Here is a 13,829-nt window from a genome sequence, read left to right as displayed (position 1 = left end):
GATTGGAGGCACTATGTCCGAAATTCATGTACGGTTAAGCACGGATTCTGATGGTGTACTGCATCTCGATATTCCAACGCTGATGAAAGATGAGCAAGTAGAGGTGACAGTTATCTTCCAACCTGTTGTCAAACGTCCTGAAAAACCCCCCGAAGAACTTGGCTGGTCGCCTGAATTTTTAGCATTAGCAGGTTGTCTTGCTGACGATCCAATGACTCGTCCACCACAAGGAGAATTTGAAGAACGAGATTGGGACGCTTTCAATGACATACCTGATTGACACAAATACGTGCATTGTTTATTTGAATCGTCGAGTTTCCAGCTTGCGTCAGCGCCTATTATCGATTCCTCCGTCTGAAATTGTTGTGTGTTCTGTTGTCAAAGCAGAGCTATTTTATGGCGCAATGAAAAGCAACAATCCAGACCGTACGTTAGTCAAGCAGCAAGCGTTTTTGAATCAGTTTATCTCTCTTCCTTTCGATGACGCGTCTGCTTTGATCTATGGGCAAATTCGCTCAGAGTTAGAATCTGTCGGTACTCCTATCGGTCCAAACGATCTAAAAATTGCAGCGATCGCACTTGCCAATGATCTAATCCTAGTCACTCACAACACTCGTGAATTCAATCGTGTGAATGAATTACGCTATGAAGATTGGGAAAGGTAATGTTAAAAGAAAGGCTAGAGTCGCATTTGAGTGAATTAGTGCGCGATCGCGACCCTTATTTTGCAACGCAAGGACATTTCTATGTTCAGCAATATATTCGTCAGCACTTTGAGCAATGGGGCAGCGTTCAGTCTCATAACTTTAAGGTAAATGGCAGAACACACACGAATCTCATTCTGAATCTTCCGGCTGCTAAGGATCAAAAGCGTCTGCCGATTCTGATTGGCGCTCATTATGATGCTGTGCCGGGTTCTCCTGGAGCGGATGACAACGCGACGGGAGTAGCGGTTTTGCTAGAAATGGCGAAAGCGTTTTATGAGCAACCTGCGCGATCGCCGATTCGATTCGTCGCGTTCGATATGGAAGAGATTTATACCCAATCGGATACGTTCGGCAATGTGCAGTATGCAAACGCTCTAAATGGCGAACCGCTTCGACTGATGATTGCCTTGGAAATGCTCGGTTACGCTACCTCAGAACCCAATTCGCAAAACTACCCGGCTGGATTAGAGCGCTTCTATCCAACAGAAGGAAATTTCATTGCGCTGATTGGCAACTTGCCGACCATTCCTGATTTGATCCGGCTCAGTCGCACAATTCGTCAGGGCGGCATTGGGGCAGAATGGCTGCCTGCGGGCATGAAAGGTCAGCTTTTACCCGATGCTCGACGCGGCGATCATGCGGCTTTTTGGGATCGGGGCTACCGAGCCATCATGGTGACAGATACCGCAAATATGAGGAATCCGCATTATCACAAACCGAGCGATCGCATTGAGACGCTCAACCTCGATTTTCTCACTCGCGTCTGTCAGGGGTTAACGAACGGTGTCCGTCTGCTATAGCTTGGGTACAATTGCTCTTAACCCGGCAGCAATGGTTAAACTTATGCAAAAGTGGGCACTTTTTTTGGGTGCGGTAGGCGCAACATTAGCAGTTTCTCAATTCATACACCATCAATCCGAACGCCATCCTAATCGCGTTCAATCTGTTTCGCATGCGGAGAAGACTTGTCAGAAAAGCGCTTCTCAAAAAAACGCTTTCGCTTTTCAGAAAAATGCGTCTCAAACGTTTGGCGTGTTTGGGGGCGGAGGTGCGGCTTCGTACAATGAGATTGCCCTTGAGAAGAACGTACTGTACTTTCAGCGAACCTTGAAGAAGATGGGATTTTCAATCCCCCCCATCTTTTTCGCCAACGGCACGACTGGAGAGAAAACCGTTCGGTATATCGATGCCGATCGCGAGAAATTTAAGTCACCCAACATTCCAAATTTGCAGGGGGCGTCAACCTATGACAACCTCAGACCCTGGATGCGCGAAGCTGGCAAGCAGTCGTCGCCTATCTTTTTCTACTTCACAGGTCACGGCGTGTTGAACGAATCAAACCATAACAACAATCAGTTGATGCTATGGAAAAATGAGGCGTTGTCGGTGCAAGATTTTACGCAACTGCTCGATCAATTGCCTCAGAACTTGCCGTTTGTCACGATGATGTCTCAGTGCTATTCCGGTTCGTTTGCCAATTTGATCTACAAAGCAGGTGATCCTAATCGGGGTGTTGCGCTTCAGACGCGCTGCGGATTTTTTGCCACAATTAAGACTCAACCTTCGGTCGGATGTACCCCTGAAGTAAACGAGGCGGATTATCGGGATTATAGTTCAAGCTTTTTTGCAGGATTAAGCGGGCGCGATCGCACTGGAAAATCTGTCGCGTCTGCCGATTACAACAAAGATGGTCGCGTATCGTATGCCGAAGCTCACGCCTTTGCCAAAGTGGATGAGCAAACCACTGATCTACCCATTTCAACGTCTGAAGCGTGGCTGCAAGAGCAAGTGACGAATCGGACTCTGCGAGAAAAATTATTGACGCAGCCGATCGCGCCTCTTGCAAAGATTGCGCGTCCTGAACAGCGCTATGTGATTAATGCGATCAGTCAGAAATATGGGTTTGATTTGGGGCGATCGCTGACTGGCAACGTAAAGTCACTCAAAGAAGGAACGGTGAAATCACAGGAAGATCAGGCGTTTATCACGCGGCTTTCGATGGAACTCATCAATGTGGCGATGGAGTATCGGGTGAAAAGCTCTAAAGATCAGAGCGCGATCGCGACGCTGAATCGTCTACTAAAGTGCGAGTCGGGTAATTGGGCGATCGCAAAAGCGGCGACTCAAGCGAATGCTAAACCTCGCAATGCTATTCAGCCGAAGCAATCCAAGGCTAAATGAACAAACTGGGTGAGATGGCGTAATTCGATGGACATTTAAGATAATTGCTCTCAAGTTTCGGAGAGAGGAAACCGAAACTCTTAGTTCCTCTCTCATGTTTGGGAGAGGAACTAGGGTGGGGGCGAAAGATTTTTGCTTCAACAGTAGAGCGGTTGACTTCAGACTCTGAGATTTCGAGTTCAAAGCTTGGAGTCTCAGCTTCAGATGCTGAAGTTCCGCCTTCAGATCCTCATGCTTCAAGCCTAGAACGCGGAACTTCGCCTTCGGATCCTCATGCTTCAAGCCTAGAACGCGGAACTCCAGGCTCAGAAGGCGGAACTTCAGGCTCAGAACCCGAGCCTTCGGCTTCAACTCCCCAAAATTGTCTCTCTGACCTTTGCGGCTGTAGCAGGAGCAAGCAGTACTCCATTTCGATAGTGTCCCGTTGCCAACAAAATGTGGGGATGGCCTGGAAGCGTCTCAATAATTGGAGCAGGTCGCCCCTGAGGACGAGGACGCACCCCATACCATGCGCGAATTATCTCGGCTTGAGCGATCGCAGGACAAAATGCGATCGCTTGATCCATCACTGCCTCAAACATCGCGCCATCTGGCGGTAAGGACAAGCCTGCTTCTGTTGGAAATTCCACTGTCGCGCCGACCCAATACTCCGTCTCACTCAATGGAACAAGATGAACATCATTTCCGCTGATCACTGGCAAGGTGCAATTGGCGCAGAGCGGTTCTTTCAACCGAATCTCAATTGCTTGACCTAGCACAGGCCGAATATCAACCGGAGTCGCTAACGCAGCGGTTAGCGCGGTAGACCCTAAGCCCGCCGAAATAATGAAGTAATCGCTGGCAATATCCCCGTTTGAGGTCTGCACGCTCCGATCCGTCGCGCCGCTAACGCTCGTATTAAACTTGAACGTAGCTCCATTCAGTTTTGCTGCCGCGATGAGCGCACGAGTCAACGCAACAGGATTCACCTGACGATCGTGAGGAGAATAAATGGCTGCCGAAACCTGATCAAGATTGAGAAACGGGAACTCTTGCTGCAAGTGATCGCGCTGCCAAATCTCCAGCATCCACCCTTGTTGCTCTCGAATCCTGATCAGCCGCTCCCAAACCGACAAATCCGGCTCAAACTGGAGCATCACAATACCTTGACGGTTAAACGGAATCGCTAGTCCAGTCAGCGCTTCTAACTCTGGAACCGTCTGTTCGTAATACTGGATGCCAGCCAACCGCATCCGTAGGTTATTTCCCTTTTCTTTCTTGCTAATCGCCCCCATCAACACGCCGAGTGCCGCCCCTGTAGCGCTTGGACAAACACTCAAATCCGGTTCAACAGGTGCAGGCTGCTGCTCCACAACCGTCACGTCGAAGTCTGGAACTTTGCTCAATTCATACGCGATCGTAGCGCCAACAATGCCACATCCCGCGATCGTTACTTTCGCCATAGTTTAAAAGAGATGCAGGATACGAGTCTTTCCCATACCCTACACCCCAGTCACAATTTAGCTTTTGGGCAACAACTGCTCAAACGCATCCAAATCCTTTAGCGTCTCATTGTAGTACCGAGATGCCAGCGTAAAATCCCTTGACGCCGCCGCCTGATCGATTCTCACGAGATCATTCGCAACATCCTTAGCAAGCTGACGCGCTTGTTTCTGAGCATCCGGTAACAGATTCCGCGCCACACTGCTCAGTTTGACCCGCAGTTCTCCCAAGGGGCCGTGAATGAAATTACGAGTAAACATGTCATCTTTCTGATCGATGAGCGCCTTGAGTTCAGGAAAGCGATCGCGCATCTCCGCAACGTCGCTCATCGAGGTTTGAATCTCTTCAAGTTGCTGAGGGGTGTACGTCAGTTTCTTAACTGTCTTTGCCACTGCCGGATCGCTAAAACAAATAAACAGAACGGCGACGATCGCTAGAACTGAAGCCAAAATAGATCGATAGTTTGCCATAACACTCGTGATTGACGAATCTAAATTCTTGAGTTAATTGTCTTCTTGTAAAGAAGTGTATCTCAAAACGTGAACGGGACAAGGAGGAGCAGATGGGAGTTTTTAGACCAGCTATACCCTGCTCAAGCGGTCGGTACGGCTCGGCTTAGATTAGGATTTAAGAACGAATAGAAGCGGTTAGGATATGATGCTGTCTTTCAAGCAGTTAGCGCTCGGTGTTTCTCTTTTAGCGGTCGGAGGTGGAGCGGGGTTAGTCGCTAATAGCTATCTTAGCGATCGCACCGCAAAGCAGCCATTAACCTTTCAGCTTGCGCCCTCAAGTCCGGTCTTCGTTGCAGGCAACAAGGCCACAGACGCCACCTTTATTTCTAATGCCGTCGATCGCGTAGGACCCGCTGTGGTGCGCATCAACGCCACCCGCCGAGTTGCCAGCGACGCTCCAGAAGCATTCCGCAATCCTGTGTTTAAGCGATTTTTTGGAGAGCAGCTACCCGCTCCCGAAGATCGGGTAGAACGGGGTACAGGATCAGGATTTATCTTGACAGCAGATGGTCGGCTCGTCACCAATGCCCATGTGGTAGAGGGGGCAGATACGGTCGAAGTGACGCTAAAAGATGGGCGCTCATTTACCGGAAAAGTCCTCGGAATCGATCCCGTAACCGATGTTGCTGCCATCAAAATTGAGTCGAGCAGTTTACCCACGGTGGTATTAGGTAAATCAGCAACCGTTAATCCGGGGCAGTGGGCGATCGCGATTGGTAATCCGCTCGGACTCGATAACACAGTGACAGCAGGCATTGTCAGCGCCAAAAATCGCTCCAGCAGTCAAGTCGGCGTGCCCGATAAGCGAGTCAGCTTTATTCAAACCGATGCGGCAATCAATCCGGGCAATTCGGGCGGCCCCTTGCTCAACGATCGCGGCGAAGTCATTGGCATCAATACCGCAATTCGGGCGGATGCTCAAGGATTAGGGTTTGCCATTCCGATCGAAACAGCGCAGCGAGCGTTCGAGCAACTCTTTAGCAAAGGGCGGGTTGAGCATCCGTTCTTAGGAATTCAAATGGTTGACCTAACGCCAAGCCTCCGCAAAGAGCTAGAGCGAGAGTCATCATCAGATGTAAAAGTAAATCAGGATCGCGGCGTTCTAGTGGCCAGAGTAGCTGAAAACTCTCCAGCCGCCCAAGGGGGTTTACGACCCGGCGACATCATTCAAAAAATTGGCGGAACGGCTGTTCAAACGGCTTCTGATGTCCAAGCTCGTGTAGAAGCCAGCAATATCGGAACCGCATTGGAAGTCGAAATTAAACGGAACAATCAAATTCAAACCCTTCAAGTCCGTCCGGGAGCTTATCCCGCTAAATGAGCTACATCGACTTGAAAAAGGGTTAAAGATCCTCATCGATAGAGCCGTCTAACTCCATACGCTGCTCCATCTGACGGAGAAAGTAGCCAGTTAGCATTGCAGAGGCGAGCAACCCAGCGAGGTTTTCGCGATCGGTACTAATTTTGACGCTAAATCCTTCTGCGGGTAAAACGCCCACTAATCCTTGCACATTGTGAGAAATAATTTGCTTTACTTGGGGGCTAACCGAACGAGCCACCCGTTCTAAAACTTCTGGCGGCTGATGCTGGAGATACCGCAATAGGGCGTTTGCATCTGCTGCATCTACATTGTTATGAAGAAAATTCGCGCTGTCGGAGTTAAATACCATTAGGTTCTTTAAGAAAGATATCCGATCATTTTGGCATTTCTTACACAATTCGCCCACTGTGTTTCAGGAGAGGTTTAAAGATGGGTGAAATCAATCCCTTTTTGAAGGAATGATGAATATAGGCGTGCGATTAGCGGCAGGCGCAACTCCTTGAATCGCAGGTCGCTAGACAACAAACTGCTACAAGCAATGAGGAAAAAATAATGTCTATTCGCATTCTGTTGTTCTAGCAGGATAGGGGGCTAAACATTTCATGCCAATGGTGAGCAATGTCAATGCGACGACATAACCAGACGCGATCGCGCTGCTGCACATAGTCCAAAAATCGTGCTAACGCGGCTGCCCGTCCAGGTCTTCCGGCTAATCGACAGTGCAGCCCCACACTCATCATCTTTGGAGCCGTCCCACCCTCCGTGTACAGCAGATCAAATGCATCCCGCAGGTAGGCAAAAAACTGATCACCAGAATTGAAGCCCTGATTGGTGGCGAACCGCATGTCATTGTTATCTAACGTGTAAGGAATCACGAGATGGGGTTTGCCAAAGTCATGCGTCCAGTAGGGCAAATCATCGGCATAGCTATCTGAATCGTAAAGAAAGCCGCCTTCCTCGACCACCAGTTGGCGCGTGTGCTGGCTATTGCGTCCTGTATACCAACCCAGAGGACGGCTGCCCGTGACCTGTGTGTGAATGGCGATCGCGCTCTGCAAATGCGATCGCTCTGCTTCGGCTGAAAAGTATTTGTAGTCAATCCAGCGATACCCGTGACTGGCGATTTCCCACTGAGCTTCGAGCATTGCTGAAACCGCCTCTGGATGGCGTTCTAGCGCCATAGCAACACCATAAACCGTGACTGGAATTCCTCGCTCGGTAAACAGCCGATGCAATCGCCAAAATCCAGCGCGGCTACCGTACTCGTAACACGATTCCATATTCATGTGACGCACGCCTAGAAGCGGTTCTGCTCCCACAATCTCTGAAAGAAATGCTTCTGACGCTTGATCGCCATGAAGCGTGCAGGTTTCGCCGCCTTCTTCGTAATTGATCACAAACTGAACGGCAATTCGCGCCTGATCTTTCCAGCGCGGGTCAAACGAATCGCGTCCGTAACCGATCAAATCTCTGGGATACGTCATTTGCTGAGGGAGTAAATTATGATTGAGAATAATTTACTCGAATGACTTGTTGATTTAGAAAGACAACTAAATCTTTGACGGTAGAGAGAGCATACGGATCAAAGCAATCGTGAATGTCTATGCCAAAGCGATCGCGGAAGTCGTCGCATAGCGTACATTCCCAATCGAACCAGCACACCAACGATAGGTGAAGATCGCTAGAGAGTTGATCGCTCGGTAAAACTTGCGAAAATGGTAACCCGGAATACTCTTCCATCTGGTCATAGACGAAGGCGGCAACATCTTTTGACACACCCAGCCGCCTCCAAAAGCAGGTATACCACTCCTCAAAACTTCGAGGGGAGCGCGATCGTAAGGTCTGATCGATCTGTCGCCTTAAGCCCAGATCAGGGCTCATATCGGAATAGGTTCTCAAACTGAGAAAGACGTTTTTCAGCTTTCGCCACATGGCTGTTGTAGTCGGTAGAGTGAATTCTCCTCAGCTTCTCTCAGTATTCCCTCCGAGACGCTGATCTCTCCTTCCCTCATCATGGCTTGTTGAGTCACGCTGAGGAAGGGTGAGTAAGGCAGTTCCAAACGCGGCTTCCGTCTGAGAGGCGATCTGAACGGGAACACGACACTGATAAGCGCGAATGGCAGTCCAAGTTGAGTTTTGCGCTCCCCCTCCAGCCGTAAAAATTTGCCGTAGCGAGGTCGCGCCCAAAGATTCTAGCAGGCTGTAGCCCTGCATCTCAATGCGAGCGATGCTTTGTAATAAACCGTGCAAAAACTTGACACGATCGCTAGGACGCGGTTCTAGTCTTGGTAGCAGGTGTGGATCGTTAATTGGAAATCGCTCTCCCGGCTTTAGTAGTGGGTAGTAGTCTAATGGACTCTCTTGTTGGGGTGAAATTTGCCTACTCAGTTCTAAAAGTTCTTCGTCTGAAAAAAAGTGTTTTAGTACGGCTCCGCCTGTGTTGGACGCGCCGCCCACCAGCCAGAGATTTCCTAAACGATGGCTGTAAATGCCGTAATGTTTATTTTCGAGACGAGTATGACTCAGCAGCTTCAAAACAAGCGTCGAGCCAAGCGAGGTGACCGCGTCTCCAGGCGTTGTGGCTTGACTAGCTAGAAATGCCGCAATGCTATCGGTGGTTCCCGCATGAATGCAGCAATTGTGAGGAATGTTGAAGTGATTTGCAATATTAGGAAGAATTGGCGCGATCGCTTGTCCTGGTTCCATTACCTCCGGCAGCATTGGCAGATCTAACCAATCGGGATAGCGCAACTTTTCTACGTCGTATCCCAGTTTCAGGCTGTTGTGATAGTCGCTGATGCCAAGTTTTCCGTGTAGCAAAAAGGCTAACCAGTCCGCTTGGTGTAAGAAATAGTGGGCTGCATTGAAGTTGTCTAAATGCTGACGCCACCAAACTAGTTTTGCCAAGCTAGAGGTCGCACTCAGAACCGTGTGATCTGGAGGGGCGATCGCGGCAACGCGATCGAGAACTTGCTTGCCGCGATCGTCGTGATACAACAGGGGTTCTGTGATTGGTTGCCCCTTGCGATCGCACAATAAAACGGTGGCTGAGGTTCCGTTAATGGCAATTCCTTGGAGTCGCGATCGCACGGTTTGGGGCAGTTGTGCTAGCAACTTAAACAGGACGCTTTGCCAATGGTCTGCTAAATTCTGTCGTGCAGAATCTGCAAAGCGATCGCTCACCTGAGCTTGAATTTCTCGAGCAGCCGTAATGGCGATCGCCCGTGCGCCAGAAGTTCCAAAATCGATACCGAGATAACAATCCATAAAAGAACGCAACGTAGAACCAATCTCTATCCAATCTCTAACTTAAGTGTGAAGTGGCGATCTCAATTCTCCTTTTTTACTGGAGAGATTATCTAGAGGTCGTACGATGGGAACCCAAGAAACTGTTCAAATGCCGACTTTACGAGAACTCGGCAAAACCGGAAAGATGGTTTTCTCGATTGGATTAGGCGCAATGCCGATGTCTATTAGCAACAGACCTCCCGAAGACCAATCGATCGCAACGATTCATAGAGCCTTAGATTTGGGCGTCACGCTGATCGATACCGCCGATTCTTACTGCATGGATGAATCAGACAAACACCATAATGAACGCCTGATTGGGAAAGCGCTGCAAAAATACTCAGGAGATTTGAGCCGGGTTATAGTGGCAACGAAGGGCGGTTTGATGCGGCCCAACGGCACTTGGACACGCAACGGCAATCCAGATCATTTGCGTCAAACCATTCGAGAAAGTTTTGAGGCGTTGGGTGGCGAAAAGCCGATCGACCTCTGGCAGTACCATTCGCCTGATCCAAACTATACGATCGCAGAGTCTCTTCAGCCTGTTAAAGAAGCGGTTGCAGAAGGACTCATTCGCTATGCTGGCGTCTCCAACTTCTCGGTCGATCAGATTCAGCAAGCGCGAGAAGTCGTCGATGTAGTTTCGGTGCAGAATCAATATAATCCGTGGCATCGCGAGCCTGAGTTTGACGGTGTACTGAACTATTGCGAAGCAGAAGGGCTGAGCTTCTTGCCGTGGAGTCCGCTCGGTGGAAGTCGGCGAGTGCAGCAGTTGAGTAGCGTAGAAGCGATCGCGAATCTTGCCCGTGACAAAGGCATTTCTGTTTATAGCCTCGTTCTTGCCTGGATGCTGTCAAAATCTTCTAGCATTATTCCGATTCCGGGAGCGAGTAAACCCGAAAGCATTGCAGACTCAGTGACAGCGACACAAGTCAGATTTACCGAAGCCGAGATTGGACTACTAGACGAGATGAATTCGTAGGTTGTCATTCGGGGTTGAAGTTCGTAGTTGAAGAGAGAGCAGAGGCAACCCGACTGGTTTGGGCAAACTAGGCTGACTCTAGTGTTTAGAGCGTTTAGAAATCTGCTCAAAAACGTCTGACTCATTCAATTACGAATTACTTTTTATGTTTAGTGCGATCGAACTTCTGATTGATGCCTTTGTGCAGCAGCTTCAAGCAGGTTATCGGCGGACATATGGCAACTACAAATCAAACTACGCTGATATCCTGGCTTGGGCAGGCAACATGGCGCTAGAAAATATCGCCAATAGTGATGCCCTCTACCATGATGTCGAACACACAATTCTGGTTACATTAGTTGGGCAGGAAATTCTGCGGGGTAGACACATTCGAGATGGTGGCGTGTCGTGTGAGGATTGGCTGCACTTCATCATTTCGTTGACGTGTCATGACATTGGCTATGTCAAAGGGGTTTGCCGCAGCGATCGCGATGGCTTTTACGCTACCGGAATTAATGGAGGTCGAATATCACTCCCCCTGGGTGCCAGTGACGCTAGTTTGACGCCCTATCATGTCGATCGGGGCAAATTGTTCATCGACGATCGCTTCAAAGATCACGCCTTGATTGATGCTCAAACGATCAAACGCAACATTGAACTCACGCGCTTTCCTGTCCCCAAGGCCGAAGATCACAAAGATACGGTGTACTACCCTGGGCTCGTGCGAGCCGCCGATCTGATCGGACAGTTGAGCGACTCACGGTATCTCAAGAAAATCACTGCTCTGTATTATGAATTTGAAGAAACAGGGGTAAACCAAGCTCTTGGCTATCAGAACCCGTCTGATCTCCGCAAAAACTACCCAAAATTCTTCTGGAACGGCGTTCATCCCTACATTCAAGATGCCTTGCATTATCTCAACTTAACGCAGCAGGGGCAGCAAATCGTTGCGAACCTTTATGCCAATGTATTCGTTGTTGAACACGAGTAAGCAACAAAAGCTAACGTTGTTCTTTACAAAACGCAATAATTATCTTAAGATATGTAAAGAAATTAAGAAAACGTTGAAGCAACTCATGAAGAGCGGCGCAATTGTAGATGAGCAAGGCAAGCTAAATAACTTCGCGATCGAGCCGCGCATGTACGTGACTGACCAACCTCAGTTTGGGTTCACGCCGAAAGCCGAATTGCTCAACGATCGCCTTGCCATGATTGGGTTTGTCTCTTTGCTCGTCTTGGAAGCGTTGACCGGGCAGGGAGTACTTGAATTTTTAATGAACCTGTCATGAATCCGTAGTGCAACGGGACAGTTCAAATTTTCTAGTCAAGGAACATAGTTTAGAGTAGAAACTTTCGGGAATGGTGGTTCCTGAACGCTTCTACTCTAATTTTTTTGCTGGTTCGGTAGGGATTACGATTGCGATAACCGCGCTCTGCTTTAAGGCTGAATGCGCTTAGGATTGGTATCTTCAATTGCAATTGGTTGTAAGGGCAATGCCGTTCGAGACGCCATTGACTCAGGATTGTAGCTGACCCAAAGGAGCGATCCTCCCAACAGTGCGATCGCACTGACTAACGTTCCTGTTAACCATCTAACCTGTGTGTGCAACCGTCGAATTTCGTGTTGATAATGATGGATTTGAGTCGCTAGTTCAGGCTGCTCGTGCGGGGTTATCGCAATTTCTTCGGAAGTATGCCCAGCGCTGATTGCTCGCACCTCTGGAGTAGAGACAGTGATATCTTGAGTGACCGTTGTTTCTTGAAATGGTTCTTCAAACGCAACTTGCGATCGCAACCATTGCGTAATTAACTGAGGACAATTTTTATGAAACCACCGAACCGCGAAAATTCTAAACACAGGCTTAGACATTTTAGCGATCGGCTCTACTAACCCTCGAATGGGACGACAACGAATTTTTTGCTTAATTAGATTTTTAGAACCAACGTCGTACAAGTCATCTAAAATCAGTCGAAGTGTAGTTTCCTCATGCTTAAACAAATGCTGTAACAGCAGATGAATTTCACGCATACGCTCTTCTTCTAAAGCCGTTTTCTGGGTTATGTGTGATGAGGTTTGAGAACGTTGATTCACCATTTTTTGTTAAAGGATCTGTTTAAAGAGGGGTAACGGCGATTCCTTCAGAGTTTTACTCTACTATTCATCGTAAGCCTTACCCCTACCTAAATACGCTCGTCCGAATGGTAGGTTTATCCACCGTTTTTTGTAGTGCCAGCAGTAAATTTAATACTGTTGAATCTAATACTAAAGTTAGACTCATGTTGTTTTGTTTGCCTTCGACGTCTAACCGAAATAACTTTAATTTACAGAAAGATTGTTATTTGAATTACTGCTTTTGTCAGATGAGTGCAGCTTACCTTGACACTACGATGTATAGAAGCAACAAGGTGGTTTGGTTAGAAACTGCGCACAGAGGCGGTAGTACTTGATGTTTGAATTAGCTTTGGCTTAGGAGACAACTTGCTGAATATCAGCTAGATAAGATTAGTTAGAAAAATTTTAGTTAGAAAATTGTAAGTGAGTACTATGGCAAATTTACAAAATCAACGGCAAGATATTTGGAGTCCTGAGCGACGTCAACGACGAAGTTTGTCTCATTTATTCGGAATGATTGGCGCAGCGCTTATCTTTATGGGAATTCCAAAGACAGACGAGTTTCGATGGGTCTTTATTGGTTTAGGAACAGCGTCTATTGCAGCAACTCGCGCTCTTTTAGTAAACAATTCATCTCAGTAAGGTTTGCTCCTTGGGACTGCTCTCTAGAATCTACTGTGCAGTGTCTCCAAAGCAAGAGAGGGGTAGGGAAGTGATAATTTACGTCTCCATTCAGCAATACCGATCATCTTACATAGTGCCGTTGGATACACAGTAAGGATTAATGTATTTGAATCTGCTACAAACAATAGGAGCGAAAACGCTTAAAACCCTCTTTCTTTCTACAGCAGGGAAAGCGCTTAAAACTCTTGCTCTCTCTACCCAAGATGCCGGAAAGGAGCAAGCCGAAAAAATCGCACAAAAAACAAAAGAGAAGGCATCTGATATTGCCGAAGAAACGATCTCAACGGCAGTTGATCAAGCCCTCAATGTAATAGAAATGGCGAGTCAACAAATCAGAGCGCGAGAAATTCCCACTCAGAATGTTCAGCTTGAGGTCAGCGTCAATGTTGCGAGTCTGGTGGAATTAAAGATAAAAGTAGATGTGCCTGAAGAGGGCGATTTGCAAAAGATCATCGTCGATGTCAATCAAAATGCAACACTGACAGCACCGCTAGAGCGATGCCCTTAGCACAGCAAAGCTGGTCGCAGTAATACTGGAATTAATTGCATAAAGTGCTGGTTGCTTAGAGCAATACTGTTG

General features: G+C 48.1%; 17 protein-coding genes. 10 read left to right on the top strand and 7 right to left on the bottom strand.

Features of this window, described 5'->3' with window-relative positions:
* Nucleotides 1-13 precede the first annotated feature (13 nt).
* The 4 genes from AC5I6P_RS24895 to AC5I6P_RS24880 are packed head-to-tail and all read left to right on the top strand — an operon-like array spanning nt 14 to nt 2,888.
* Nucleotides 14-280 (top strand): hypothetical protein, encoded by a 267-nt coding sequence (locus AC5I6P_RS24895; RefSeq protein WP_495696463.1) that lies wholly within the window; start codon nt 14-16, stop codon nt 278-280.
* Nucleotides 264-665 (top strand): type II toxin-antitoxin system tRNA(fMet)-specific endonuclease VapC, encoded by a 402-nt coding sequence (gene vapC, locus AC5I6P_RS24890; RefSeq protein ID WP_495696462.1) that lies wholly within the window; start codon nt 264-266, stop codon nt 663-665. The genes AC5I6P_RS24895 and vapC overlap by 17 nt, the downstream gene beginning before the upstream one ends.
* On the top strand, nt 665-1,507 hold the full coding sequence (locus AC5I6P_RS24885) for a M28 family peptidase (protein ID WP_495696461.1): 843 nt from the start codon (nt 665-667) through the stop codon (nt 1,505-1,507). Before vapC ends, AC5I6P_RS24885 begins: the two co-directional genes overlap by 1 nt.
* 31 nt (nt 1,508-1,538) lie before the next feature.
* Nucleotides 1,539-2,888 carry a Caspase domain-containing protein gene (locus tag AC5I6P_RS24880; RefSeq protein ID WP_495696460.1) on the top strand — a complete coding sequence of 450 codons (1,350 nt, stop codon included), beginning with the start codon at nt 1,539-1,541 and terminating at the stop codon, nt 2,886-2,888.
* Nucleotides 2,889-3,235: 347 nt separating this feature from the next.
* Here the strand turns inward: AC5I6P_RS24880 and AC5I6P_RS24875 are convergent, their stop codons facing one another.
* Nucleotides 3,236-4,330, bottom strand: a complete 1,095-nt coding sequence (locus AC5I6P_RS24875; protein WP_495696459.1) for an NAD(P)/FAD-dependent oxidoreductase — start codon at nt 4,328-4,330, stop codon at nt 3,236-3,238.
* A 57-nt stretch (nt 4,331-4,387) separates the two neighbouring features.
* Entirely contained in the window at nt 4,388-4,840 is a 453-nt protein-coding gene (gene psbQ, locus AC5I6P_RS24870; RefSeq protein WP_495696458.1) for a photosystem II protein PsbQ, read from the bottom strand.
* A 184-nt stretch (nt 4,841-5,024) separates the two neighbouring features.
* On the opposite strand from psbQ, the gene AC5I6P_RS24865 reads away from it, so the two are divergent.
* Entirely contained in the window at nt 5,025-6,203 is a 1,179-nt protein-coding gene (locus AC5I6P_RS24865) for an HhoA/HhoB/HtrA family serine endopeptidase (protein WP_495696457.1), read from the top strand.
* 22 nt (nt 6,204-6,225) lie between these two features.
* Here AC5I6P_RS24865 and AC5I6P_RS24860 read toward each other — a convergent pair whose 3' ends face one another.
* The 4 genes from AC5I6P_RS24860 to AC5I6P_RS24845 all read right to left on the bottom strand — a co-directional run bounded on the left by AC5I6P_RS24860 (nt 6,226) and on the right by AC5I6P_RS24845 (nt 9,470).
* A complete protein-coding gene (locus AC5I6P_RS24860) occupies nt 6,226-6,552 on the bottom strand; it encodes a DUF760 domain-containing protein (RefSeq protein WP_495696456.1) in 327 nt (108 codons plus the stop codon).
* A gap of 226 nt (nt 6,553-6,778) precedes the next feature.
* A complete protein-coding gene (gene puuE / locus AC5I6P_RS24855; protein WP_495696455.1) occupies nt 6,779-7,687 on the bottom strand; it encodes an allantoinase PuuE in 909 nt (302 codons plus the stop codon).
* 16 nt (nt 7,688-7,703) lie between these two features.
* Nucleotides 7,704-8,084, bottom strand: a complete 381-nt coding sequence (locus tag AC5I6P_RS24850) for a hypothetical protein (protein ID WP_495696454.1) — start codon at nt 8,082-8,084, stop codon at nt 7,704-7,706.
* 81 nt (nt 8,085-8,165) lie between these two features.
* Nucleotides 8,166-9,470 carry an FGGY-family carbohydrate kinase gene (locus AC5I6P_RS24845; protein WP_495696453.1) on the bottom strand — a complete coding sequence of 435 codons (1,305 nt, stop codon included), beginning with the start codon at nt 9,468-9,470 and terminating at the stop codon, nt 8,166-8,168.
* Nucleotides 9,471-9,576: 106 nt separating this feature from the next.
* On the opposite strand from AC5I6P_RS24845, the gene AC5I6P_RS24840 reads away from it, so the two are divergent.
* The 3 genes from AC5I6P_RS24840 (at nt 9,577) to AC5I6P_RS24830 (ending at nt 11,741) form a co-directional block, all read left to right on the top strand.
* Nucleotides 9,577-10,473 (top strand): aldo/keto reductase, encoded by an 897-nt coding sequence (locus AC5I6P_RS24840; RefSeq protein WP_495696452.1) that lies wholly within the window; start codon nt 9,577-9,579, stop codon nt 10,471-10,473.
* Between the two features lie 145 nt (nt 10,474-10,618).
* Nucleotides 10,619-11,443, top strand: a complete 825-nt coding sequence (locus AC5I6P_RS24835) for an Npun_R2479 family HD domain-containing metalloprotein (protein ID WP_495696451.1) — start codon at nt 10,619-10,621, stop codon at nt 11,441-11,443.
* Between the two features lie 85 nt (nt 11,444-11,528).
* Nucleotides 11,529-11,741, top strand: a complete 213-nt coding sequence (locus AC5I6P_RS24830; protein ID WP_495696450.1) for a high light inducible protein — start codon at nt 11,529-11,531, stop codon at nt 11,739-11,741.
* 149 nt (nt 11,742-11,890) lie between these two features.
* Here the strand turns inward: AC5I6P_RS24830 and AC5I6P_RS24825 are convergent, their stop codons facing one another.
* On the bottom strand, nt 11,891-12,481 hold the full coding sequence (locus AC5I6P_RS24825) for a hypothetical protein (protein ID WP_495696449.1): 591 nt from the start codon (nt 12,479-12,481) through the stop codon (nt 11,891-11,893).
* Between the two features lie 516 nt (nt 12,482-12,997).
* On the opposite strand from AC5I6P_RS24825, the gene AC5I6P_RS24820 reads away from it, so the two are divergent.
* Together AC5I6P_RS24820 and AC5I6P_RS24815 are read left to right on the top strand one after the other, a co-directional pair.
* Entirely contained in the window at nt 12,998-13,207 is a 210-nt protein-coding gene (locus AC5I6P_RS24820) for a hypothetical protein (RefSeq protein WP_495696448.1), read from the top strand.
* 142 nt (nt 13,208-13,349) lie between these two features.
* Entirely contained in the window at nt 13,350-13,757 is a 408-nt protein-coding gene (locus AC5I6P_RS24815) for a hypothetical protein (protein ID WP_495696447.1), read from the top strand.
* Nucleotides 13,758-13,829: the final 72 nt, after the last annotated feature.

Source organism: Myxacorys sp. (assembly GCF_059501405.1).
This window is presented reverse-complemented; position numbering and strand designations above follow the sequence as displayed.